This window comes from Teichococcus aestuarii (assembly GCF_003116135.1).
In the GTDB taxonomy this organism is placed as follows: domain Bacteria; phylum Pseudomonadota; class Alphaproteobacteria; order Acetobacterales; family Acetobacteraceae; genus Pseudoroseomonas; species Pseudoroseomonas aestuarii.
Genome location: NZ_PDOA01000009.1, coordinates 114,058 through 138,357, shown reverse-complemented (window position 1 = coordinate 138,357; position 24,300 = coordinate 114,058). Strand labels below are relative to the sequence as shown.

Genomic DNA, 24,300 nt, shown 5'->3' with positions numbered 1-24,300 from the left:
CACGGGCAGCCCGTCAAGCGGGCGCATGTATCCTGGGCGTGACGTTTAGCACAGCACGACGCGATTGAGAATCGTTCTCATCTCATGGCCGGGAAAAAGGGGGCCATGGCCCCCTTCCCCGCGCCTCAGGCCAGCGTGGCCGAGACGCCGCGCGCCAGCGGGTTCTTCTCCGCCGGCAGATCATGCAGGTGGCAGGCGGCCCATTGCCCCGGCGTGGTCTGCTGCAGCTTGGGCTCGTCGCTGCGGCAGCGGTCGAAGGCATAGGGGCAGCGGGTGTGGAAGCGGCAGCCCGTGGGCGGGTTGATCGGGCTCGGCACGTCGCCCGTCAGCACGATGCGCTCGCGCGCCGCGCCCGGCTCCGGCACCGGCACGGCGGAGAGCAGCGCCTCGGTGTAGGGGTGCTTCGGCGCCCCGAACAGCTCCCGCCGCGGCGCGATCTCGACGATCTTGCCGAGATACATCACCGCCACGCGGTGCGTCATGTGCTCGACGATGGCCAGGTCGTGGCTGATGAACAGCATCGCCAGGCCGAGCTCCTTCTGCAGGTCCTGCAGCAGGTTGACGATCTGCGCCTTCACCGAGACGTCGAGCGCCGAGACCGCCTCGTCGCAGACGATCAGGTCCGGCTCGCCGGCCAGGGCGCGGGCGATGCAGATGCGCTGCCGCTGCCCGCCCGAGAATTCATGCGGCCAGCGGTTCACGGCGTCGCGCGGCAGGCGCACCGTGTCCATCAGCTTCGCCACCCGCTCGTCGAGGTCGGCGCTGTTCTTGGCCAGGCCGAAATTGCGGATCGGCTCGGCCAGCAGGTCCTTCACCCGCATCCGCGGGTTGAGGCTGCTGAAGGGGTCCTGGAACACCACGCCGATGCGCCGGCGCAGCGGCCGCAGCTTGCCCGCGCTGAGGTCGTCGATGCGCTGGCCGTCCAGCACCACCTGCCCGGCCGTCGGCGGGAACAGCCGCAGCAGCGCCTTGCCGACGGTGGACTTGCCACAGCCGGATTCGCCCACCAGCGAGAGCGTCTCGCCCTTGTCGATGTGGAAGGTCACGCCATCCACGGCATAGACCTGGCCGGTGGTGCCGCCGAAGAAGCCGCCCTTGATGGGGAAGTGCTTCTTGAGGTCGTTCACCTCCAGCAGCGGCCGGGCGCCCCGGTGGGCGTTCGCCTGGGCAGCCGGGTGGGCGTTCGCGTGGGCGGGGTGGGTACCCATGGTCATGCTCATGCGGCGACGGCCTCCTTCACCGCGTAGTGGCAGGCGGCGACATGGCGCGGCGCCTTCTCTTCCAGCGCCGGCGCCACCTCGCGGCAGAGATCGGTGGCGTACGGGCAGCGGCTGGCGAAGACGCAGCCCTGGATCTTCTGCTTCAGGCTGGGCACCAGGCCGGGGATCTCGGCCAGGCGCTCGGTGGTGCCATCGAGCGAGGAGCCGAGCTTGGGCACGGCGCCGAGCAGGCCCTGGGTGTAGGGGTGCTTGGGCGTGCGGAACAGGTCCTCGACCCGCGCCTCCTCCACCTTGCGGCCGGCGTACATGACGATGACGCGCTCGGCCACCTCGGCCACCACGCCGAGATCGTGCGTGATCAGCACGATGGCGGCGCCGACGGTGCGCTTGAGGTCGCGCATCAGGTCGAGGATCTGCGCCTGGATCGTCACGTCGAGCGCGGTGGTCGGCTCGTCGGCGATCAGCAGCTTCGGATTGCAGGCGAGCGCGATGGCGATCATCACGCGCTGGCGCATGCCGCCCGAGAGCTGGTGCGGATATTCCTTCACCCGCTTGGCGGGCGCCGGGATGCCGACCAGCGTCAGCATCTCCACCGCCTTGGCCTCGGCCTGGGACTTGGAGAGCCCCTGATGCAGCCGCAGCGCCTCGCCGATCTGCTGGCCGATGGTCAGCACCGGGTTCAGCGAGGTCATCGGCTCCTGGAAGATCATGCTGATCTCGTTGCCGCGGATGGCGCGCATCTCGCGCTCCGACAGCTTCAGCAGATCCCGCCCCTCGAAGCGGATGGAGCCGGCGAGCTTGCCCGGCGGCTCGGGGATGAGCCGCAGGATGGACATGGAGGTGACGGACTTGCCGCAGCCGGACTCGCCCACGATGGCGACGGTCTCGCCCGCCTCCACCGAGAAGGAGAGCCCGTCGACGGCGCGGTTCACGCCGCCATCGGGGGTGCGGAAATGCGTCTGGAGGTTCTCGACTTCGAGCAGCGCCATGGCGTTACACCCGCTTCGCCGCGCGCGGATCGAGCGAATCCCGCAGGCCGTCGCCCAGCAGGTTCACCGCCAGCACGGTGATGGAAAGGAAGATGGCGGGGAAGAACACGATGTAGGGCTTCACCTGCCACAGCGCCCGGCCCTCGGCCATGATGTTCCCCCAGGAGGGGATGATGGGCGGCGTGCCCGCGCCGATGAAGGAGAGGATGGCCTCCGTGATCATGGCGCTGGCGCAGATATAGGTGGCCTGCACCGTCATCGGCGCCAGGGTGTTGGGCAGGATGTGGCGCCAGATGATGACCGGCGTGCGGGTGCCGCAGGCCACCGCCGCATCCACATAGGGCTGCTCGCGAAGCGAAAGCACCACGCCGCGCACCAGGCGCGAGACGCGCGGGATCTCGGCCACCGTGATGGCCAGGATGACGTTGCCGACCGAGCCGCGCGTCAGCGCCATCAGCGCGATGGCGAGCAGGATGGAGGGGATCGACATCAGCCCGTCCATGACGCGCATGATGATGCTGTCGGCCCAGCGGACGAAGCCGGAGACGAGGCCGATGAACAGGCCGATGACCGAGGCGAAGAAGGCCACGCCGAAGCCCACGATCAGCGAGACGCGGGTGCCGTAGAGCACGCGGGAATAGACGTCGCGCCCCAGCATGTCGGTGCCGAACCAGTGGGCGGCCGAGGGGTCGCGCGTGCGCATGACCGGCGCCAGCGCGGTCGGGTCCTTCGTCCACAGGAAGGGGGCGAAGACGGCGACGCCGATCATCAGCAGCAGCAGTGCGCCGCCGAAGGCGATGGTGGGGTGGCGCATCAGGTAGCCGAGGAAGCCCTTGCGCGGCTGCTTCGGCTGCATGACGTCCGGCGTGGGCGCCGCCGCGGCGACGTCCCGACGCGACACGGCGCCCGGGGGCAGGATGGTGGTGCTCAATACCGGATCCTCGGGTCGAACAGGGTGTAGCTCAGGTCAATGAGGAGGTTGACCAGCACGTAGACGAAGCTGAACAGCAGGATCACGCCCTGGATCACCGGGTAGTCGCGGCGCAGGATGGCGTCCACCGTCAGCCGGCCGAGGCCGGGGATGGCGAAGACGCTCTCCGTCACCACCGCGCCGCCGATCAGCAGCGCGACGCCGATGCCGATGACCGTGACGATCGGCACGGCGGCGTTCTTCAGGGCGTGCACGAACAGCATGGTGCCCTGCCCCGCGCCCTTGGCGCGCGCCGTGCGGATATAGTCCTGCTGCAGCACCTCGAGCATGGTGGCGCGGGTGATGCGGGCGATCAGCGCGATATAGACGCCGCCCAGCGCCACGGAGGGCAGCACGAGGTTGGACAGCCACGGCCCCAGCCCCTCCGCGAAGGGGGTGTAGCCCTGCACCGGGAACCAGTCCAGTTCCAGCGCGAAGTAGTAGGCCAGCAGGTAGCCCACCACGAAGACCGGCACCGAGAAGCCCAGCACGGCGAAGGCCATCACCGCGCGGTCGATCCAGGAGCCGGCCTTCCAGGCGGCGACCACGCCCATCGGCACGGCGATGCTGATGGCGAGGAACAGCGTCACCACCATCAGCGAGAGCGTCGGCTCGATGCGCTGGGCGATCATCCGCGTCACCGGCAGGTTGGTGAAGATGGAGACGCCGAGGTCGCCCCGCAGGATGCGGAACACCCACTCCCCGAACCGCACCAGGAAGGGGCGGTCGAGGCCGAGGCTGGCGCGGATCCGCTCCACATCGGCCGGCGTGGCCTGGTCACCCGCGATGACCGCCGCCGGATCGCCGGGGGCGATGTAGAGCAGGCTGAAGACAAACAGGGCCACGATCGCCATCACGGGGATCGTCGCCAGGACACGTCGGACGATGTAGGCGAACATGCTTTTCGATCAGCTCTTGGTGACGCCCCAGAAGAACGGGATCGGCGCCTTCACGACGCCGGACACGTTCTTCCGCCAGGCCTGGTAAGAGAGGAAGAAGCCGGTCGGGGCGTAGAGCCCGAAATCCATGGCTTCCTTGTTCAGCTTGTCGATCGCGGCCTTCTCCGCGGTCATGTCGGGGGCGGCGAACCACGCATCGCGCGCCGCCTCGATGGCTTCACTCTTCGGCCAGCCGAACCAGGCGCCGTCGCCATTGGCGCGGATCGCCGTGTAGGCGGCCGGGTTGATGCAGTCGGCGCCGGCATGCCAGGTGTGGAAGATGTGCCAGCCACCCTGGCCGGGCGGGTTCTTCATGGCGCGGCGGCTGCCCACCGTGCCCCAGTCGGTGGCGACGAAATCGACATTCATGCCGATCCGCTTCAGCAGGTCGGCGCTGACATCGCCGAAGGCCTTGGTGATCGGCTGGTCCTGCGCCACCAGGATGGTGATGGGCTGGCCGTCATAGCCGGCCTCCTTCAGCAGCTTCTTGGCGCCCTCGTAGTCGCGCTTGCCCTTCAGGATGTCGCCCCCCACCTCGGTGTAGAGCGGCGTGCCGGGGGTGAAGAAGGACGGCATGGACTTCCACAGCTCGGGGTTGTCGCCCACGAGCGCGCGCATGTAGTCCTCCTGGCTCAGCGCCATCATGACGGCGCGGCGGGCGCGCGGGTCGTTGAACGGCGCGTGCAGGTGGTTCATGCGGAAGCTGCCGACATTGCCCAGCGGATCGGCGATGTCGACATTGACGTTGCGGTTGCGCTTCAGCAGCGGCACCAGGTCGGCGATGGGGTTCTCCCACCAGTCCACCTCGCCATTCTGCAGCGCGGAGGAGGCGGTGGCCGGATCGGGCATGATGACCCACTCCACCTTGTCCACCATCACGCGCTTGCCGCCGGCCATCCAGTCGGCTGCCTCTTCGCGCGGCACATAGCCATCGAATTTGGCGAAGGATGCCTTGGCGCCCGGCACCCACTCGTCCTTCACGAAGCGGAAGGGGCCGGAGCCGACATACTCGGTGATCTGCTGGAACGGATCGGTCTTCGCGATGCGCTCGGGCATGACGAAGCTGCAGGGCGAGTTGTTCTTCGCCAGCGCCAGCAGCATCTTCGGGTAGGGCTGCTTCAACGACCAGCGGAAGGTGCGGTCGTCCACCGCCACCAGCTCGTTCTGGATGGCGCGGATCATCTGCCCCATCGGGTCGCGCACCGCCCAGCGGGCCATGCTCGCCACCGCGTCCTTGGCCAGCACCGGCTCGCCATCGTGGAACTTCAGGCCGGAGCGCAGCTTGAAGGTCCAGGTCAGGCCGTCGGCCGAGACCTCCTCGCTCTCCACCATCTGGCGCTGCGGCTGCAGCTTGGAATCGAAGCCGTAGAGCGTGTCCCACACCAGCATGGCGGCGTTGCGGACGACATACTGCGTGCCCCAAATGGGGTCGAAATTGGCGAGATTCGCCTGCGGCACGAAGCGCAGCGTGCGCGCGCCCGCCCCCTGCGCCAGCGCCGGCGCGGCGAGGCCGCCGCCCAGCGCCGTGGCGCCGCCCGCCCCCGCCGCGAGCTTCAGGAAAGACCTGCGTTCCATCGTCATGATCCTTCGTCTTCCAGCATTTGGCCGTTCCGGCCGTTTGCCGGCCCGCCGACCCCCGGCCCTGTGCCCGGGAGATGCTGGCGGCGGGCCAGCATGTTTTGTGCCATCCGAGCCGGTGCCATCCAAGCCGGTGCCATCCGGGCCGGAACGCGCCGGTCCGGCGCGGCTAGGCCTTCTCGATGTTCCAGAACACGGTGGAGGGCGAGCGCTGCACGCCGCGAAGGGTCCGGCGCCAGGCGGAGGGCTGCCAGTAATAGCCGAGCGGGACGTAGGGGATGGTCTGCATCGCCCGCTCATTCAGCGCATCACCGATCCGCTTCGCCTCGGCCGGGTCGCCCGCGCGGAGCCACGCGGCGCGCAGCCGCTCGATCTCCGGATCGTCCGGCCAGCCGAACCATGCATCCTTTCCATTGGCACGGAGCATCAGATGGATCGGCGGAAGGTTCAAGGAGGTGCCGAGCGAGGTGGTGTGGAACACGCTCCAGCCCCCCTTCTCGACCGGCTCGCGGTTCGCGCGCCGTTGCACCAACGTCCCCCAATCCACTGAAACAAATTCGACATTCATGCCGAGCCGCCGCAGCAGGTCGGCGGTGACGAGCGACAGCGCGTTGATCTGCGGGTAATCGCCTGGCGCTAGCAGCACCACCTTCTCGCCGGCATATCCGGCTTCCTTCAGGGCGGCCTGCGCGCGCTCCAGGTTGCGCGTCTTCAGGATCCCGCTGCCCTGCTCGGTCTCCAGCGCCGAGCCGCAGGTGAACACGCCGGGGCACTCGCCCCAGGCCTCGGGCGCCTCGCCCGCCACGGCGCGCAGGTAGTCACGCTGGTCCACCGCCATGGCCACGGCGCGGCGGATGGCAGGATTATCGAAGGGCGGGTGCAGGTGGTTCAGCCGCAGGCAGCCATAGGTGCCCTCGCTCAGCCGCTGCTCCACCACCACGTCGCGGTTGCGCTTCAGGAGCGGCAGCAGGTCGTGCAGCGGATATTCCCAGTAATCCTGCTCGCCGGTCAGCATGGCGCTGGAGGCAACGGCCGGGTCGCTGATCACGGTCCATTCCACGCGGTCCAGCAGCGGCCGCTTGGCGCCGGCGAGCCCATCCGGCGCGTCGTCGCGCGGCACGTAGCCGGCGAACTTCTCCCACACCGATTTCTGCCCCGGGTTCCATTCATCCGGCAGGAAGCGGAAGGGGCCGGAGCCGATCGCCTCGCGGATCTGGGTGAAGGCGTCCACCTGCCCCAGCCGCTCGGGCATGATGAAGGCGGGGGACGGGCTCTTGCCCAGGGCGAGGGCAAGATACGGGAAAGGCTGCTTCAACCGGAAGCGCAACCGCCGGTCGTCGAGCGCGGAGAGCTCGTCGAGCGACATCCACAGCACCTGGCCGAAGGCGTCGCGCCGCGCCCAGCGGGTGATGGAGGCGACGCAATCCTTCGCCCGCACCGCCTCGCCGTCGTGGAACTTCAGGCCGAGGCGCAGGGTGAAGGTCCAGCTACGCCCGTCATCCTCCACCACCCAGCCTTCCGCCATCTGCGGCCGCGGCTGGTTGCGGGAATCGACGGCGGTCAGGGTGTCATAGACCAGGTAGCCATGGTTCAGCGTCACCACGGCGGTGGTCCAGAACGGGTCCAGGCTGGTGAGGTTGGCCTGCGGCACCACGCGCAGCGTACGCGCCGCCACGCCCTGCGCCAGGCCGGGGCGCGCCAGCGCCACTCCCGCCAGGGCCGCACCGGCCCCCAGCATGTTTCTGCGAGACAGTTCCGTCATTGCCATCCCCCTCGGGTTCCGGGCGCGTGGCGCCCTCTCCTCCTGCGTGCTGGCAGCGCCGGCGCATGGCCGGCCGGGCGGATGGCGCAACGCCTCCGCCTCTCCCGCACGGGATCGGAGCGTCACCCCCGCCTGCCCGTGCTCTCCCCTTCGCGAGTGGAACAGGCGGCGGCGGCGGCTGCAAGCGCCCTTGCCGCGAAAAGGCCACAAAAACGCAAAAAGGCCCCGGTCGGGGCCTTTCCGGCGCAAAGCCAAATTGTGCTCAGGCGTTGCGCTGCACGTTCCAGAACATGGGCAGGCCCTTCAGCACACCCGTCAGGTTGCGGCGATAGGCCCAGGCCTGGAAATACTGGCCGCAGGGCAGATAGGGCACGTCCTGGAAGGCCTGGAGCTGGATATCGCGCGCGATGGCCTTCTGCGCCTCGAGGTCGGGCGCCTCGAACCAGGCATTGCGCAGCTCCTCCAGCCGCGGCGCGGTGGGCCAGCCGAACCAGGCGGACTGGCCGTTGCCGCGCAGCGCCTGCTGCACGCCAGGGTTGAACATGTCCACCCCGGACCAGAAGGTGAAGAACATGCTCCAGCCGCCCTTCTCCGGCGGCTCCTTGCTGGCGCGGCGCTGCACCACGCTGCCCCAGTCGGTCGAGACGAACTCGACGTTCAGCCCGCACTTCTTCAGCATGTCGTGGCCGACCTGCGCCAGCGCGTTGAGCGAGGGGAAGTCCGAGGCGGCGATCAGCACCACCTTCTCGCCCTTGTAGCCGGCGGCGGCGAGGTCGGCCTTCACCTTGTCGTAGTCGCGGCGGCTGGTCAGCACCTCCATGCCGGCATCGGTGGCCAGCGGCGTGTCCGGCGGGAAGACGCCCACCCCCTCGCGCCACAGGCTCTTGTCGGTGCCGATCACCGCCGTCATGAAATCGGCCTGGCTGACGGCGCCGAGCAGCGCGCGGCGGATGGCCGGGTTGTTGAAGGGCGGGTGCAGGTGGTTGAACCGCGCCATGCCCATCAGGCCCGTCGGGTCCTGAATCTCCAGGTTGACGTTGCGGTTGCGGCGCAGCAGCGCCTGCAGGTCGCCCGGCGGCTGCTCCCACCAATCCACCTCGCCGTTCTGCAGGGCGTTGGCGGCGGTCGCCGCATCCGGCATCACATGCCATTCGATGCGGTCGAAATTCACCTTCTTCGGGCCGGCCGTCCAGCTCACCGGGCCGTCGGCGCGCGGCACGTAGTCGGCGAATCGCTCATAGACGACGCGCGCGCCCGGCACCCGCTCATCCGGCTTGAAGCGGAACGGGCCGGAGCCGATCATCTCCTTCACCGCCGTGGTGGCGTCGGTCTTGGCCAGCCGCTCGGGCATCATGAAGCAGACCGGCGTGGAGGGCTTGCCCAGCGCCTCGAACAGCAGCGGGAAGGGCTGCTTCAGGCGGAACAGGATGGTCTTGTCGTCGGGGGCGGAGAGCTCGTCCACCACCGTCATCATCACCTGGCCCAGCGCGTCGCGCTTCGCCCAGCGCTGGATCGAGGCGACGCAGTCGCGCGCCCGCACCGGCTCGCCATCGTGGAACTTCAGCCCGTCGCGCAGCGTCATGGTGACGCGGCGGCCATTCTCCTCGACGACATGGCCCTGCACCATCTGCGGCTGCGGCTTGTAGTCCTCGTCGAAGCCGTACAGCGTGTCCCAGATCAGGTAGCTGTGGTTCCGCGTCACATAGGCGGTGGTGATGATCGGGTCGGCCACGGCCAGGTCGGCCTGGGGCACGAACTTCAGCACCCGCGCGGCACTGCCGCCGGTTCCCTGCCCGATGGCGAAGCGCGGCAGCGCGGTGGCGGCGGCGAGGCCCGCGGTGGCGCCCAGCAAGTGGCGTCGATACATGTCTTTCGGTCTCCCCGGAGGGTTCGGCCCATCCTGTGCGCGAAGGGAAGCCGAGGCCCCGCTCCTGTGCAAGAGGCGATGTGCGGAAGCGGCGCCGCCGGCCAACTCTTGGCAGGCGGAGCGGGCCGGCCTATCCCGCGCCACATGCTTCCCGCCCTCACCCGACGCCTCCGGCAGGCCCGGTCCCGGCATGGCGCGCTGCTCGGGCAGGCGCTGCGCTTCGGCGTCGTCGGCGTCATCGGCTTCATCGTCGATACCGCCACGCTCTACCTGGCGCTGTGGCTGGGCGCCGGGCTGTATGGCGGGCGGGTGCTCTCCTACCTGGCGGCGGCCAGCGGCAACTGGGCGTTGAACCGCGCCTGGACCTTCCGCGCCGCCGGCCGCCCCGCCGGGCGCGCCGGCGCGGCGCGGCAATGGGCGCTGTTCCTGCTGGTGAACCTGGTGGGCTTCGTGGCGAATTACGGCACCTACGCCACCCTCGTGGCGCTGTGGCCGCTTGCCGCGGCGCATCCGGTGGTGGCGGTGGCTGCCGGGTCTCTCGCCGGCATGACGGGGAATTTCCTGTTGAGCCGCCGCTTTGTCTTCCGCGGCGCCTGAGCCGCCCCATCTGCGATGGGCTTTGCGGAAACGCCCCGATGTCCAGAGACGCCACCCTTCCCGCCGCCCCGGCGCCGCGCATCGCGGTTCTGGTGCCCTGCCACAACGAGGCCGTGGCGATCGGCGGCGTGGTGGCCGGCTTCCGCCGGACGCTGCCGCAGGCCTGCGTCTATGTCTATGACAACAATTCCAGCGACGCGACGCGGGAGGTGGCCCGCGCGGCGGGCGCGCAGGTCGGCAGCGAGACGCTGCAGGGCAAGGGGCATGTGGTGCGCCGCATGTTCGCCGACATCGAGGCCGACATCTATGTGCTGGTCGATGGCGACGGCACCTACGACCCCACCGCCGCGCCCGCCATGATCCGCCTGCTGCGCGAGCGGCAGCTCGACATGGTGACGGGGCTGCGCGTCAGCCACGAGACGGCGGCCTACCGGCCGGGCCACCAGTTCGGCAACCGGCTGCTCACCGGGCTGGTGGGGCTGGTCTTCGGCCGCCGCGTCAGCGACATGCTCTCCGGCTACCGGGTGTTCTCGCGCCGCTTCGTCAAATCCTTCCCCGCCCTGGCCACCGGCTTCGAGACGGAGACGGAGTTCACCGTCCACGCGCTGGAGCTGCGCATGCCGGTGGGCGAGATGGTGACGGCCTACGCCGCCCGGCCCGCCGGCTCGGCCTCCAAGCTGCGGACGCTGCGCGACGGCTGGCGCATCCTCGGCACCATCCTCGGCCTGCTGCAGCGGGAGCGGCCGCTGCCCTTCTTCGGCGGGCTGGGGGGGCTGCTCTTCCTGGCCTCGCTCGGCTTCTTCCTGCCGGTCTTCTCCACCTACCTGGAGAGCGGGCTGGTGCCGCGCCTGCCCACCTTCCTGGCCTCGGTGGCCTTCCTGCTGCTGTCCTTCCTCTCCCTGGCCGTCGGGCTGGTGCTGGAGACGGTGACGCGCGGGCGGCAGGAGGCCAAGCGGATCGCCTATCTCGCCATACCCGCGCCGCCGGCGCCGGAGAGCACGGCGCCGGCTGCAACTTCAGCTTTACAGTAAAATGAGGAATGAAACAGATGATGGATTGATGCGTGCCTCGCAGCGCGCATCACGGTAAGGTGCGTCCACTTGCGGCACACTGCCAAGCCGCGTTTTTTTATGTTGGAGTACCAGCCGGACATGTCCGCGCCCCAGCGCATTCGGCCAGAGTCGGCCACCCAGGCGGATTCCGCCGACCAGACCGAGAGCCCCGCCTCCGGCCTTCCCGAAGGCTTCCGCCCCGCCGCCGGCGAGGACAGGCTGCCTGCCTTGCTCAGCTATGCGCTGGCGGTCGAATCCGGCACCGCGCCCACAGCCGAGGCCGCCCCCGCCCGCCGCGCCGAGGCCGAGCGGCTGATGCAGGACTGGGCCTACCGCCACCTGCACAACCACCTGGAGCGGCTCCGCGCCGAGGCGGCGCGCGAGGCGCTGGCCGGGCAGCGGCCGCCGCCGGGCTTCCTGACCCTGGTGGCCGCGGTGCTGGCGGGGCTGCTGCTGTTCGCCGCGCTGGCCTGGGTGGCCCTGGCCTTCGGCCTGCACCTTCCCGCGCTGCCCTTCCCGCAGGGGCAGGGCTGAGCGCCATGGCCCTCGCCCCCCGCCCCGGCGCCGCCCCGGTCACGCCGCTCTCGCGCGCCATCGCCGCCTGCCGCAAGGAATTCATCGCCGTCGGCCTGTTCAGCGGCATGGTGAACCTGCTGCAGCTGACCGTCTCCATCTACATGATGCAGGTGTTCGACCGGGTGCTGGCCACCCGCAGCATCGACACCCTGCTGTTCCTCAGCCTCATCGCCATCCTGGCCCTGCTGCTGCTGGCGCTGCTGGAGGCGGTGCGCAGCCGCATCATGCAGCGCAGCGCCGCCTGGATCGAGGCCCGCGTGGCGCCGGAGGGCTTCGAGCGCGCGCTGGAATCCCAGCTCCGCGGCCGCCCCTACCGCATGGAGGCGCTGCGCGACCTGGGCTTCTGCCGCTCCTGGCTCGGCTCGCCCGGGGCGCTGGCGCTCTATGACGTGCCGTGGGTGCCGATCTACCTGGCCGCCATCTTCATGCTGCACCCGGTGATGGGCTTCATCGCCCTCGGCGGCGCGGTGCTGCTGTTCATCCTGACCCTGGTGAACGAGCTGACCACCTCCGCCCTGCTGCGCGAGGCCAACACCGCCAGCATGGCCGGCCAGCGCCGCGCCGACGCGATCGCCCGCAACGCCGAGGTGATCGACAGCATGGGCATGACCTCCTCGGTGATGCGCCGCTGGCGCCAGGCCGTGGCGGACACCGTGGTGCCGCAGGAGAAGGCGGCCGACCGCGCCGCCGTGCTGCTCTCGGCCACCAAGTTCTTCCGCCTCGCCGTGCAGCTCGCCATCCTCGGCGTCGGCGCCTATCTCGTGCTGCAGCAGCAGCTCACCTCGGGCGCCTCGATCGCCGGCTCGATCATCATGGGCCGCGCGCTCGCGCCGGTGGAGCAGCTGATCGGCGGCTGGAAGGGGCTGGTGCAGGCGCGCCAGGCGCTGAAGCGCCTCTCCGCCTTCCTGGCCCTGCCGCGCATCCGCCCGCCCGGCCTGCCGCTGCCCGAGCCGGTCGGCCGCCTCTCGGTCGAGCGCGTCTCCTACGGCATGCCGGGCATGGCGGTGGCCATCATCAAGGGCGTCAACTTCGCGCTCCAGCCGGGCGAGAGCCTGGCCGTGATCGGCCCCTCCGCCGCCGGCAAGACCACGCTGATCCGCCTGCTGATCGGCACGCTGCAGCCCAATGCCGGCAATGTCCGGCTCGACGGCGCCGATGTCTACACCTGGCAGCGCGAGGATTTCGGCCGCCATGTCGGCTACCTGCCGCAGGATGTGGAGCTGTTCGACGGCTCGGTGCTGAGCAACATCGCCCGCATGGGCGACGCCACGCCCGACGCGGTGTTCGAGGCCGCCAAGATGGCCGGCTGCCACGAGATGATCCTGCGCCTGCCCGCCGGCTACGACACCGAGATCGGCGAGGGCGGCCAGCATCTCTCGGGCGGCCAGCGGCAGATGATTGGCCTCGCCCGCGCGCTGTTCGGCCGGCCCAAGCTGGTGGTGCTGGACGAGCCCAACTCCAACCTCGACGGCGATTCCGAGGCCGCCCTGCAGCGCGCGCTCGATGCGCTGAAGGCCCAGGGCACCACGGTGGTGCTGGTCTCCCACCGCCCGGCCCTGGTGCAGGGCGTGGACAAGGTGCTGCTGCTGAAGGACGGCGCCGTGGAGATGTTCGGCCCCCGCGCCGAGGTGCTGAAGCGCCTGATGGCGCCGCCCCGCCCGGCCGAGGTGGCCGCCCCCCCGGCCCAGCCCCGGCTGGCCAACACCAACAGCGGAGGCGCGGCATGAGCGTCACCACCCTTCCCCCGGGCGGCGAGCTGCAGAAGGCCGGCCCCAGCACCCTTCCCCCCGTCGCCCCCGACCTGACCCTGGACGCGCCGCGCCCGCGCACCCGCGGCACGATGCTGTTCGGGCTGGCGGCCACCGTGCTGTTCGTCGGCGGCTTCACCGCTTGGTCGGTGACGGCGCCGCTGGCCGAGGCGGCGATCGCCCCCGGCGAGATCCGCAGCGAGGGCAACCGCCGCACCGTGCAGCACCTCGAGGGCGGCATCGTGCGCGAGATCCTGGCGCGGGACGGCGACAAGGTGAAGGCCGGCCAGGTGCTGATGCGGCTGGACGAGGTCCAGTCCGGCAGCGGGCTGGAGGCGCTGCGCGCCCAGCGCTGGGCCCTGCTGGCGCAGGATGCGCGGCTCCGCGCCGAGGCCGCCGGCGCGCCCGACATCACCTTCCCCCCGGACCTGTCCGGCAGCTCCGACCCGCGCGTGCTGGAGGCGATGACCGGGCAGCGCACCCTGTTCTCCGCCCGCCGGGCGCATCTGAACAGCCAGCTCCAGGTGCTGGAGGCACGGATCTCCCAGCACGAGGCGACCGCCACCTCCGCCCAGGGGCAGATCGCCAGCCAGCGGCGCCAGCTCGCGCTGATCCGGCGCGAGGAGCAGGACGTGCAGACCCTGGTGCGCCAGGGGCTGGAGCGGATGCCGCGCCTGCTGGCGCTGCAGCGCAACGTCGCTTCCCTGGAAGGCAACATGGTCGACCTGATGGGCCAGGTGGAGCGCGCCAACGCCTCGGTTGATGAGGCGCGCAACCAGATCCGCCAGACCCGCGACCAGATCATGGCCGAGATCTCCGCCGAGGCGCGCGAGACGCGCAACCGCCTGAACGAGACGGAGGAGAAGCTGCGCGCCGCCCGCGACGTGGCGCAGCGGCGCGAGATCGTCGCGCCGGAGGACGGCACCATCGTCGGCAGCCGCTTCTTCAACCTCGGCGCCGTGGTGCGCGCCGGCGAGCCGGTGATGGAGATCGTCCCCGCCGAGGACCGGCTGGTGGCCGAGGTGCGCCTCTCCCCCACCGACATCGACGTGGTCTATCCCGGGCTGCATTCCGAGGTGCGGCTGCCGGCCTTCAAGCAGCGCCTGGTGCCCTACCTGCATGGCGAGGTGACCTATGTCGCCGAGGATGTCACCCTGGACGAACGCACCCGCATGAGCCATTACCGGGTGCAGATCGCCATCGAGCCGGATCAGCTGGCCCGGCTGGAGAATGTGGCGCTGCGACCCGGCATGCCGGTCGAGGCGCAGATCCAGACCGGGAGCCGCAGCTTCTTCCGCTACATGATGCAGCCGGTGCTCGACAGCTTCCACCGCGCCTTCCGCGAACAGTAAGCCCAGACTCGCAGGAGTATTCCACCCGATGACCGACAAGCCCGTCCTGTTCGCCGATGGCGTCCTCGAGGCCAGCGTCAACTACGGCGTGACCCGCATCACCCTGGCGCAGACGGGCTCCGACGGGAAGCCGGTGCCCTGCGGGCAGCTGATGATCCCGGTGGTGCAGCTGCCGGCCTTCGCCAACAGCGTGGTGGCGCTGCTGAAGCAGATCGACGCCAAGGTGAAGCAGGCGCAGCAGCAGGCGGCGCCCGCCGAGCCCGCCGCGCCGGAGCCGCAGGCGGTGCCGGGCTCCTTCCGCTTCTCCGGCTGAGCGCCGGCGCGGCCATGCGGCGCGTGCGGCCGGCGCTGCTGGCGTGCCTTCTGCTGGCCGCCCTCCCCGGCGGCGCGGTGGCACAGGCGGCGCGGGACTGGGCGGAAGCCTCCCGCCCCGCCGCCGGGCCGCCACGCATCGCCGGCGGCTACGGGCTGGGCTGCATCGCCGGCGCCGTGGCGCTGCCGGCCGATGGGCCGGGCTGGCAGGTGGTGCGGCTCTCCCGCAACCGCTTCTGGGGCCACCCCGACCTCATCGCCTATCTCCGCGGGCTGGGGGCACGCGCCCAGGCCGCCGGGCTGCCGCCCTTCTGGGTCGGCGATCTCGGCCAGCCGCGCGGCGGCCCCATGCCCTGGGGCCATGCCAGCCACCAGATCGGGCTCGACGCCGATATCTGGCTCGAACTGCGGCCCAAGCCCGCCCTGCCCCCCGCCGCCCGCGAGCGGATCGAGGTGCCCTCGGTGGTGCGGGAGGATGGGATGCGCGTGGACCCCGCGCGCTTCACGCCGGCCCATGCGCTGCTGATCCGCCTCGCCGCGGAGCACCCGGCGGTGGACCGCATCTTCGTCAACCCGGCGATCAAGCAGGCGCTGTGCGAGGCCATGCCGGGCGCCGCCTGGCTGCGCCGCGTGCGGCCCTGGCGGGGTCATGATTCACACTTCCACATCCGGCTGCGCTGCCCGGACGGCCAGCCGGGCTGCCAGCCCCAGGCGCCGGTGCCGCCCGGCGACGGATGCGATTCCAGCCTGGCCTGGTGGTTCACGCCCGAGGCCCGCCAGCCCGCGCCGCGCCCCGGCAAGCCGGCGCCGCCACCCGCGCTGCCGGCCGCCTGCACCGGCATCCTGGCTGCGCCTTAAATTTTGTAATCAACGGCTTGTGGCGCTTTCTTGATCCTGCCTCCCGGCAGGATCCGCGGCCTTGCCGGCAGCCTTGTCGCCGGCAGCCTGTCAGCAGCCGCGCAGGCGCAGGGCCAGCACCGGATCATCCGTGGCCATCGCATCCACGCCCAGGGCCAGGGCGCGCTCGATGCTGGCGGCATGGTTGGCGCCCCACACCCCCACCTTCAGCCCGGCCGCGCGCAGCCTGCGCATCAGCCCGTCATCGAGGGCGGCGACATGCGTCTCCACCATGTCGAACCCGTAGGCGCGGGCGACGCCGGTCACGCCCTCGGCGCCGATCTGCCGCAGCAGGGCCGGCTCGAACAGCCAGATGACTCCCGCAAGCCCGCCAGCCTGCATCGCCGCCGCCGCCAGCGTCGCCTCGAAGGCGATGATGCGGCTCTGCGGGCGGATGCCGGCGGCATCCAGAACAGCGAGGGTGCGGGGCAGCAGGGCCGGGTCCGGCGCCACGCCGGGAGCCGTCTTCAGCTCCACCTGGAGTTGCATCGGACGTTCCCGGAACAGCGCCGCCACATCGGCCAGCAACGGCACGCGGGCACCCCCCGCCCCGGCCCCGCGCAGCCGCGTCGCGGCCAGATCCGCCGCCGGGCGCGCCGCCACGGGGCCGTCGCCCTCCGTGGTGCGGTTCAGCGTCGCGTCATGGATCACCACCGGCACGCCGTCGGCCGAGAGGTGCACGTCGCACTCCGCCTGCTCCACAGCCAGGGAGAGGGTGTTGCGGAAGGCTTCGAGGCTGTTCTCGGGCCAGAGGAAGGCGCCGCCGCGATGGCTGACGATGGCGGTGCCGGCGCCGGCCGGAGCGGCCGTTCGGGGGGCGGGTTCGGTCATGGCCACGCTTCTCTGCCGCAGCATGGCTTCTGGCGCAACGGTGTGCAGCCTTGTATCATTGGTTGAAGCTCTCCGGGAGGTCGTGACATGCCCCTGCTGTTGGTTGCCCACGATCAGTCGCCCGATGGCGCCCTCGCGCTGGAGGACGCCGTATGGCAACTGGCGGAGTCGCACCTCGCCCTTCCTGGCTCGCTCCTGGTGGAAAGCGCGGTTTCGGCGCGCTACCTGGTGGAGCATCTGAAGGGTGCGATGCGCCGGGCGGGCCTGGATGGCGCCCTGCTCGTCGCGCCGGTCACCAGCGCCAACTGGGATGGCCTCTCAGCGGAGGCCGGCGAGTGGCTGCGCACCAGGCTGGCTTGAAGCCGCGCTCGGCCGGGCCGGCCATGCTCGCGCGCCGCGCCCCGCGCCGCCGTCCGTTCCGCCCCGCGATGGCCGCGCTGGGCCTGGCGCTTTCCCTCTGCACGCCCGCCCTGTGCACGCCCCCGCTGGCGGCCGAACCGCAGGAGACCATCACCCTGAAGGTGGTGGGCGGCCTGGCCGGCGTGTCGCAGTACACCCGGTACGAGGAGCCGTTCTGGCGCCACCGCGTCACGGAACTGACCAAGGGCCGCGTCACGGCCGAGATCACACCGTTCGACCGCGCCGGCTTCCGTGCCGAGGAGGTGCTGCCGCTGATGCGGCTCGGCGTCGTTCCCTTCGGCACCGCGCTCGTCGCCGTCGTCTCCAGCGAGGAGCCGGAGTTCAACGCGGTCGACCTGCCGGCGCTCAACCCGGATATCGGCCGGCTGCGCGAGACGGTGCGCCTCTACCGCCCGCACCTGCGCGACATCCTGCAGGAGCGCTACGGGGTCGAGCTGCTCTCGATCTACACCTACCCCGCGCAGGTCACCTGGTGCACGCGGCCCTTCAACGGCCTCAGCGATCTCTCCGGGCGGCGGGTGCGGACCTCCTCGGTGGGGCAGGCCGAGATGTTCGAGGCGCTCGGCGCCACCTCCGTGGTGATCCCCTTCGCCGATACGGTGGCGGCGCTGCGGGCGGGCGTCGTGGAATGCGCCGTCACCGGCACCCTCTCCGGCTACACCGTCGGGCTGCACGAGGTGACGAGCCATGTGCACAGCATGGCGCTGACCTGGGGCGTCTCGATGTTCGGCGCCAACAAGGCAACCTGGGACTCGCTGCCGGCCGATCTGCGGGAGACCATCCGGCAGGGGCTGGCGGAGCTGGAGACCTCCATCTGGGACGCCGCCGCGCAGCAGACGGGCGAGGGCCTCGACTGCAGCGCCGGCCGGCCCGGCTGCACCACCGGGCGGCCCGGCCGCATGACCGTGGTGCCGGTGACGCCGGCCGACCAGCAGCGCCGCCGCCAGCTGCTGATCGAGACGGTGCTGCCCCGCTGGATCGACCGCTGCGGCGAAAGCTGCTCCAGTGCCTGGAATACCTATCTGGGGCCCTCGCTGGGCATCCTGACCCGGCCCGACTGACATGCTGCAATTCCGACGGATCCGGCTGGCCATTCTGCTGGCCGCGGTTGCCCTGCTGCTTGCGCAGTGGTTCGCCACGGCCATGCTGATCGGCCGCTCCCGCGAGGCGGCCATCGGCGTGGCCAGCGACACCGTCCAGCGCGTGGCGCGCGCCGTCGAGGCCTCGCTGAACCGCAACTTCGTGCAGGTGGATGCGGTGCTGGCGGGGCTGCCCGCCATCATCACGCCGCTCGCCACGAATGGCGGCCTGGACAGCGCCCTGCTCGACCGCATCCTGCGCGAGCTGAACAACCAGAACTTCACCTTCCGCGACATCCTGCTGGTGCGGCCGGACGGGGTGCCGCTGGCCACCGGCCTCGCCGTCTCGCGCCGCCGCCCGCTGCCGCTGGCGCTGGACAAGAGCTTCTTCGAAAGCGCGCCGCGCCCGGGCGCCGTGCTGATCGGCGGGCCGTTCCGCAACCCCGCCACCGGGGAGTGGTCGCTCTTCATGGCGCGCCGGGTCGCGCTGCCGGGCCATGGGCTGCTGCTGGCCGTGGCGGAGATGCCGGTGCCGGTGCTCGGCACGCTGCTGGCCGTGGGCGGCGAAGGGGCGGGGCTGCGCATCACGCTGGAGCGCGACGACGGCACGCTGCTGGCCAGCCTGCCGCATGATGAGACGCGCATTGGCACGCGGCTCAGCCCTGGCGCGGCGCAGCGGCTGCAGGAAGCCACCGGCACCGCGGCCACCGAGATGAACAGCCGCTTCGAGAATGAGCGCGTCATCTCGGCGGTGCGGCCGCTGCTCTACCCTGCCCTGTCGCTCTCGGCGAGCATGAAGCTCTCCGCCGCCCTGGCCGAGTGGGAGAAGGAACGCTTCCGCGCGATGGTGATCTCCCTTGGCTTCGCCGCCCTGGTGGCGGCGCTGGGGGGCGCGCTGGCGATGGCGATGCGGCAGCGCGAGAAGGTGGAGGCCGAGCGCATCCGCTGGCGCGCCACGCTGGAGAATGCGCTGGACTCCATGACGGACGGCTTCGTCATGTGGGACGCGAACGACCGGCTCATCGCCTGCAATGCGCGCTACAAGGATTTCTACCGCGTCAGTGCGCCCTTCATCGAGCCCGGCGCGCATTTCGAGGACATCATGCGGGAGGGCTTCCTGCGCGGCCAGTACCCGCAGGCGGGCGACGACCTGCAGGCCTTCCTGGCCGAGATGCGCCGTTGGCACCGCGGCAACAACCCGCCGATGGAGCGGCTGCTGCCCGACGGGCGCTGGGTGCTGATCACCGAGCGGGCGACGCCGGGTGGCGGCACGGTGGGCATCCGCACCGACATCACCGAGCTGAAGCAGGCGATGGAGGAGCTGGCCACCGCGCGCGACGCCGCCGCCGCCGCCGGCGAGGCCAAGAGCCAGTTCCTGGCGCGGATGAGCCATGAGCTGCGCACGCCGCTGAACGGCATCCTGGGCTTCGCCCAGGTGCTGCTGAACGACCCGCGCCTGGCCGCCGACCAGCGCGACCAGCTGCGCACCCTGCACGAGGCCGCGCGCCACCTGCTGGAGCTGGTGAACGGGCTGCTCGACCTCTCCAAGATCGCCGCCGGCCGGCTGGAGCTGCACCCCACCCCCACCGAGCTGATGCCGCTGCTGGAGCGCAGCGCCGCGCTGCTGACGCCGGAGGTGCAGCGGAAATCGCTGCGCTTCGCGCTGGAGCTGGCGCCGGGCACGCCCGCCAGCGTGCTGGTGGACGCCATGCGGCTGCGCCAGCTGATCCTGAACCTGCTGTCCAACGCGGTGAAGTTCACACCCTCCGGCGGCCGGGTGACGCTGCGGGCGCGGTCCCTCCCCGGCGCGGACGGCATCCGCCTCGAGGTGGAGGATACCGGCCCCGGCGTGCCGCCCGAGCAGCAGCACCTGCTGTTCCGCGATTTCGTGCAGCTCGCCAGCCCCGGCGCGCAGACGCCGGAAGGTGGCGTCGGCACCGGGCTGGGGCTGGCGATCGCGGCGCAGCTGGCGGAGCTGATGGGCGGCCGCATCGGCTGCGACAGCCCGCCGGGCCAGGGCGCCACCTTCTGGGTGGAGTTGCCGCTGCCCACCGCCCTGCCCGCGCCCGCCCACTCTCCGCCCGGCAATGCCGGGCCGGCGCCGGCCGAGTCCGACACCGCCAGCCGGATGCCACTGCAGGTGCTGGTGGCGGACGACGTGCCGGCCAACCGGCTGGTGGCCCGCGCCATGCTCACCAGTGCCGGGCACCACGTCACCTGCGTCGAGGATGGCGCGGTGGCGCTGTCGGCCGTGCAGCAGGGCGAGTTCGACCTGGTGCTGATGGACCTGCAGATGCCGGTGATGGACGGGCTGGAGGCCACCCGCCGCATCCGCGCCCTGCCGCCGCCGCGCGGCCGCGTGCCGGTGATCGCCGTCACCGCCTCGGCCATGCCGGAGCAGGTGGAGGCCTGCCGCGCCGCCGGCATGGATGGCCATCTGGCCAAGCCGATCGACCGCGAGACGCTGCTGCGCCTGGTGCAGCAATACGCCGACGACCGGCGCACCCGCCCCGGCGCCACGCCGCAGGCGGACGGGGCGCTGGAGCAGGCCGTGCTGGTCGACACCTCCGCCTGCGCCGCGCTGGCCGCGGACCTCGGCCCGGCGGCGAGCGCCGTGCTGTGGGAGTTCGTGGCCGAGCTGGGGCGCGGCCAGGAAAGCGTTGCGACGCTGCTGCATACGCTGGACGTGAGCGAGATCCGCCCCACCGCGCACCGCCTGCTGGGCGTTGCCCGCACCATCGGGGCGCGGCGCCTGTCGCGGGCGCTGGAGGATCTGCAGCGCACCGTGGCGCAGTCCGGTTCCCTCAACGAGCCGCTGGCCCGGGTGCAGGCCACGCTGGACGCCACGGTGCCGGCGCTGCGCGGCTGGGTGACCCAGCAATTCGGCCACCCCATGGTCGAGCCCGCCGCGGAGGGCTGAGACCTCCGCCGGCGGCGGCGTTCAGCCCAGGGTGGCTAGGCGCTCCCCGAGCAGGGCGAAGAAGGCGTCGGCGTCCAGCCGCTCCAGCAGCCGGGCATTGGCCGGGGCCGGGCCGCGCTGCCAGCGGTCGATGCGGGTGCGGCCACGGTCCGGCCCTTCCAGCACCACGGCGGCGGAGACGGACCGGTGCGTGAACAGCGCCGGCGCCACCAGCCAGGCCACGGCGCAGGGGTCGTGCAGCGGCGCGCCGCGCCCGTCGAACCGGCGGGAGGGCGGCAGGGCGGCGAGGATGTCGGCCGCCGCCCGCAGGCAGCGGCCGCCGCCGCAGGCGCGCAGGGCGGCGACGCGCGCCGGCGTCACCAGCGCCTGCGCGGTGAGGTCCAGCGTGGCCAGCGTGACGGGCCGGCCGCAGCCGAGCAGCACGGCCAGCGCCTCGGGGTCCATGGCGGCGTTGAACTCGGCGGCGGGGGTCCAGTTCCCCTCGCCCACCGCGCCGGTCATCAGCACGATCTCCGCCACCCGCCCGGCCAGCACCGGCTCGGTGGCCAGGGCCAGCGCCAGGTTGGTGGCCGGCCCCAGCCCCACCAGCGTGACGCTCTCCGGCGGCGCCGCGCGCAGCCTCTCGCGCAGCACGTCGGCGGCGAGGCCGGGGGCGGCGGCCGGCCCCTCGGGCAGCACCACGCCGCCCAGCCCGTCCTCGCCATGCACCTGGGTCTCCGAGCGGAAGGCGCCGACCAGCGGCCGGTCGGCGCCGCCCACCACCGGCACGGCGCTTCCCCGCGCACCGGCCAGCCCCAGCACGGCGCGGGCGTTGGGCAGGGTCTTCTCCAGCCCCACATTGCCGCCCGCCACGGTGACGAGCCGCAGGTCGATCTCCGGCGACGCAAGCGCCAGCCAGAGCGCGATGGCGTCATCCGTGCCGGGGTCGCAATCCAGCAGGATGGTGCGCGGTGCGGCGGTCATGCGGGCAGCTCCGTCTCGACGATGCTGGCCAGGAAGGCGGCACCGGCGGCCAGGGCATCGTCGTTGAAGTCGAAATGCGGGTTGTGGTGGTAGCCCTCGGGGTGGGCGGGCGCGCCGGTGCCGAGCCAGGCATAGGCGCCGGGCCGGACCTCCAGCATGGCGGAGAAATCCTCGCCGGCGGTGATGGCCGGGTAGTCGTCCAGCGCGGCGGCCGCGCCCACCGTGGCGGCGGCGGCGCGGTGCATCAGCGCCGCCTGCGCCGGATGGTTCACCGTCGGGCCCAGGCGGCGGGTGTAGGCATAGTCCACCGCCACCCCGTGCGTGGCCGCCATGCCGCGCGCGATGCCGCCGATGCGGCGCTCCAGCAGGTCGCGGTTGGCGGCGGTGAGGGCACGGGCGGTGCCGCGCAGGCGCACCTCGGCCGGGATGACGTTCGGCGCCTCCGGATGGCCCGCCGCCATGTGGCCGCCGCTGACCACCCCCACCCCCATCGGGTCCAGCTCGCGCGCCACGATGGAATGCAGGGCGGCGACGAACTGCGCCGCCGCCAGCGTGGCGTCGGTGCCCAGATGCGGCTTGGCGCCGTGGGTGCCACGGCCACGGAACACGGTCTCCCAGGTGTCGGAGGAGGCCAGCACCGGCCCCTTGGGCACGGCGACATGGCCGAGCGGCAGGCCCGGCAGGTTGTGCAGGGCATAGACCGCATCGGCCGGGAAGCGCGAGAACAGCCCCTCCGCCACCATGCGCTGGCCACCGCCCCGCGATTCCTCGGCCGGCTGGAACACTAGGTGCACCGTGCCGGCGAAGCGGCGACGGTTGGCCGCCAGCCACTTCGCGGCACCGAGCAGCATGGCGGTGTGGCCGTCATGGCCGCAGGCATGCATCCGGCCGGGCACGGTGGAGGCATAGGGCGCCCCGGTGGCCTCGGTCATGGCCAGCGCGTCCATGTCGGCCCGCAGCGCGATGGCGCGGTTGCCGCCCCTGCCGCCCTCCGCGCCGCCGCCCTGGCCACGCAGCGTGCCGACCACGCCGGTGCCGGCCAGCCCTTCCGCCGTCTCGATGCCGGCGGCGCGCAGCTCGGAGGCGACGAAGGCGGCGGTGCGGTGCTCCTCGAAGCCCAGCTCCGGATGGGCGTGCAGATCGCGGCGCCAGGCGGTCATGGCGGGGGCGAGCGGGGCGAGGTCCTCGGGCGTGGGCATGCGGCTCCTGCGGGCTGCGGCGGAATGGGCCGGCCACCATGCCACCGGCCGCCGCGCCCGGCCACACCGCCCCCCCGGCATTGCTCCGGAGAGGGGAATGCGGCAAGCAAGCGGTTTCGGCCGATGGGGTGCCCTCGCCGCCGACTCTCTCATATGATAAGATGACGTCCTGGCCGGAACGGCCGGAGGAGGAGGCCATCATCATGGACGGACGCAGCGAGGCTGAAGCCACGCCTGGGATCGAGCTGGCACCGCTCTCGCCGCCGGCCAACCTGACGGCGGAGCTCGTCCGCCGGCTGGCCGCCGAGATCCGGGCCGGGCGGCTGCGCCCCGGCGACCGCCTCCCCACCGAGCAGGCGCTGATGCGGCAGGCCGGCGTCTCCCGCACCGTGGTGCGGGAGGCCGTGGCCGCGCTGCGCGCCGAAGGGCTGGTCCTGACGCGCCAGGGCGTCGGCGCCTTCGTGGCTGACCCGGCGGCGCGCGGCCAGGTCCGCATCGATCCGGGCGAGATGCGCTCTCTCAACGACGTGCTGCAAGTCATTGAACTGCGTATCGCCATTGAGACCGAGGCGGCCGGTCTGGCGGCCGAGAGGCGCGACCCGGCGGCGCTGGAGCGCATCACCCAGGCCGCCGCCGTGTTCGACCGGGCGGTGGATGCGGGCGAGAGCGCGGTGACGCAGGACCTGGAGTTCCACCGCGCCATCTTCGCCGCCACGGGCAACAGCTTCTTCCCGCGCTTCCTGGAGTTCCTGGGGCCGATGCTGATCCCGCGCCAGACGGTGCGGCCCTATATGGAGGAGCCTTCGGCGCGCACCGCCTATCTGGTGCGGGTGCGGGAGGAACATGCGCGAATCGCCGCCGCCATCGCTGCTGGCCAGGCGGCTGCCGCGCGTTCCGCCATGCGCCGCCACCTGACGGCAAGCCGCGACCGCTACGCCCGCCTGGCGGGACAGCTCGCCTTGTCCGAACGTGGCTGAGGGCATGCGCCCCGTCAGCAGCATGCGGGCAGGAAAGCTTCAGGAACAACGCG

Annotated in this window: 21 protein-coding genes; 11 read left to right on the top strand and 10 right to left on the bottom strand. The window is 71.8% G+C overall.

Annotated elements, in window-relative coordinates; translation table 11 throughout:
* Nucleotides 1–125: 125 nt before the first annotated feature.
* From CR165_RS14540 to CR165_RS14510, 7 genes are all read right to left on the bottom strand, one after another.
* Nucleotides 126–1,220, bottom strand: a complete 1,095-nt coding sequence (locus tag CR165_RS14540) for an ABC transporter ATP-binding protein (RefSeq protein ID WP_245906438.1) — start codon at nucleotides 1,218–1,220, stop codon at nucleotides 126–128.
* Nucleotides 1,217–2,209: an ABC transporter ATP-binding protein gene (locus CR165_RS14535; RefSeq protein WP_109517710.1), complete on the bottom strand. Its 993-nt coding sequence runs from the start codon at nucleotides 2,207–2,209 to the stop codon at nucleotides 1,217–1,219. The genes CR165_RS14540 and CR165_RS14535 overlap by 4 nt, the downstream gene beginning before the upstream one ends.
* 4 nt (nucleotides 2,210–2,213) lie before the next feature.
* Complete coding sequence (locus CR165_RS14530; protein ID WP_219929758.1) at nucleotides 2,214–3,140, bottom strand: ABC transporter permease; 927 nt, start codon at nucleotides 3,138–3,140, stop codon at nucleotides 2,214–2,216.
* A complete protein-coding gene (locus tag CR165_RS14525) occupies nucleotides 3,137–4,078 on the bottom strand; it encodes an ABC transporter permease (RefSeq protein ID WP_109517709.1) in 942 nt (313 codons plus the stop codon). Before CR165_RS14525 ends, CR165_RS14530 begins: the two co-directional genes overlap by 4 nt.
* A gap of 9 nt (nucleotides 4,079–4,087) precedes the next feature.
* Entirely contained in the window at nucleotides 4,088–5,692 is a 1,605-nt protein-coding gene (locus CR165_RS14520; RefSeq protein WP_109517765.1) for an ABC transporter substrate-binding protein, read from the bottom strand.
* A gap of 172 nt (nucleotides 5,693–5,864) precedes the next feature.
* The gene (locus CR165_RS14515; protein ID WP_245906437.1) at nucleotides 5,865–7,433 is read right to left on the bottom strand and encodes an ABC transporter substrate-binding protein; all 1,569 of its coding nucleotides are present in this window, start codon (nucleotides 7,431–7,433) and stop codon (nucleotides 5,865–5,867) included.
* Between the two features lie 286 nt (nucleotides 7,434–7,719).
* Nucleotides 7,720–9,324, bottom strand: coding sequence for an ABC transporter substrate-binding protein (locus CR165_RS14510; RefSeq protein WP_109517707.1), 1,605 nt, complete (start codon nucleotides 9,322–9,324; stop codon nucleotides 7,720–7,722).
* Nucleotides 9,325–9,468: 144 nt separating this feature from the next.
* Between CR165_RS14510 and CR165_RS14505 the strand changes: the two genes are divergently transcribed.
* The 7 genes from CR165_RS14505 (at nucleotide 9,469) to mepA (ending at nucleotide 15,819) form a co-directional block, all read left to right on the top strand.
* Nucleotides 9,469–9,921 carry a GtrA family protein gene (locus CR165_RS14505; protein ID WP_109517706.1) on the top strand — a complete coding sequence of 151 codons (453 nt, stop codon included), beginning with the start codon at nucleotides 9,469–9,471 and terminating at the stop codon, nucleotides 9,919–9,921.
* A gap of 38 nt (nucleotides 9,922–9,959) precedes the next feature.
* Complete coding sequence (locus CR165_RS14500) at nucleotides 9,960–10,952, top strand: glycosyltransferase (protein ID WP_109517705.1); 993 nt, start codon at nucleotides 9,960–9,962, stop codon at nucleotides 10,950–10,952.
* 120 nt (nucleotides 10,953–11,072) lie between these two features.
* Nucleotides 11,073–11,507, top strand: a complete 435-nt coding sequence (locus CR165_RS14495; protein WP_109517704.1) for a hypothetical protein — start codon at nucleotides 11,073–11,075, stop codon at nucleotides 11,505–11,507.
* A 5-nt stretch (nucleotides 11,508–11,512) separates the two neighbouring features.
* A complete protein-coding gene (locus tag CR165_RS14490) occupies nucleotides 11,513–13,276 on the top strand; it encodes a type I secretion system permease/ATPase (protein ID WP_109517703.1) in 1,764 nt (587 codons plus the stop codon).
* Nucleotides 13,273–14,649 carry an HlyD family type I secretion periplasmic adaptor subunit gene (locus CR165_RS14485; RefSeq protein WP_109517702.1) on the top strand — a complete coding sequence of 459 codons (1,377 nt, stop codon included), beginning with the start codon at nucleotides 13,273–13,275 and terminating at the stop codon, nucleotides 14,647–14,649. Before CR165_RS14490 ends, CR165_RS14485 begins: the two co-directional genes overlap by 4 nt.
* Nucleotides 14,650–14,677: 28 nt before the next feature.
* A complete protein-coding gene (locus tag CR165_RS14480; RefSeq protein ID WP_109517701.1) occupies nucleotides 14,678–14,962 on the top strand; it encodes a hypothetical protein in 285 nt (94 codons plus the stop codon).
* A gap of 14 nt (nucleotides 14,963–14,976) precedes the next feature.
* On the top strand, nucleotides 14,977–15,819 hold the full coding sequence (gene mepA / locus CR165_RS14475; protein ID WP_109517700.1) for a penicillin-insensitive murein endopeptidase: 843 nt from the start codon (nucleotides 14,977–14,979) through the stop codon (nucleotides 15,817–15,819).
* Nucleotides 15,820–15,909: 90 nt separating this feature from the next.
* On the opposite strand, the gene CR165_RS14470 is transcribed toward mepA, so the two are convergent.
* A complete protein-coding gene (locus CR165_RS14470) occupies nucleotides 15,910–16,689 on the bottom strand; it encodes a glycerophosphodiester phosphodiesterase (protein WP_109517764.1) in 780 nt (259 codons plus the stop codon).
* 87 nt (nucleotides 16,690–16,776) lie between these two features.
* Between CR165_RS14470 and CR165_RS14465 the strand changes: the two genes are divergently transcribed.
* From CR165_RS14465 to CR165_RS14455, 3 genes are read left to right on the top strand one after another with little or no spacing between them, the layout of a single operon-like run.
* Nucleotides 16,777–17,049 carry a hypothetical protein gene (locus CR165_RS14465; RefSeq protein WP_109517699.1) on the top strand — a complete coding sequence of 91 codons (273 nt, stop codon included), beginning with the start codon at nucleotides 16,777–16,779 and terminating at the stop codon, nucleotides 17,047–17,049.
* 23 nt (nucleotides 17,050–17,072) lie between these two features.
* Entirely contained in the window at nucleotides 17,073–18,170 is a 1,098-nt protein-coding gene (locus CR165_RS14460; RefSeq protein ID WP_109517763.1) for a TRAP transporter substrate-binding protein, read from the top strand.
* 1 nt (nucleotide 18,171) lies between these two features.
* Complete coding sequence (locus CR165_RS14455; RefSeq protein WP_109517698.1) at nucleotides 18,172–21,108, top strand: ATP-binding protein; 2,937 nt, start codon at nucleotides 18,172–18,174, stop codon at nucleotides 21,106–21,108.
* A gap of 21 nt (nucleotides 21,109–21,129) precedes the next feature.
* Here CR165_RS14455 and CR165_RS14450 read toward each other — a convergent pair whose 3' ends face one another.
* Both CR165_RS14450 and CR165_RS14445 read right to left on the bottom strand, forming a co-directional pair.
* The gene (locus tag CR165_RS14450) at nucleotides 21,130–22,071 is read right to left on the bottom strand and encodes a nucleoside hydrolase (protein WP_109517697.1); all 942 of its coding nucleotides are present in this window, start codon (nucleotides 22,069–22,071) and stop codon (nucleotides 21,130–21,132) included.
* Nucleotides 22,068–23,270 (bottom strand): amidohydrolase, encoded by a 1,203-nt coding sequence (locus CR165_RS14445; RefSeq protein ID WP_245906436.1) that lies wholly within the window; start codon nucleotides 23,268–23,270, stop codon nucleotides 22,068–22,070. The genes CR165_RS14450 and CR165_RS14445 overlap by 4 nt, the downstream gene beginning before the upstream one ends.
* 161 nt (nucleotides 23,271–23,431) lie before the next feature.
* On the opposite strand from CR165_RS14445, the gene CR165_RS14440 reads away from it, so the two are divergent.
* Entirely contained in the window at nucleotides 23,432–24,247 is an 816-nt protein-coding gene (locus CR165_RS14440) for a FadR/GntR family transcriptional regulator (RefSeq protein ID WP_245906435.1), read from the top strand.
* The last annotated feature ends 53 nt before the right edge of the window (nucleotides 24,248–24,300 follow it).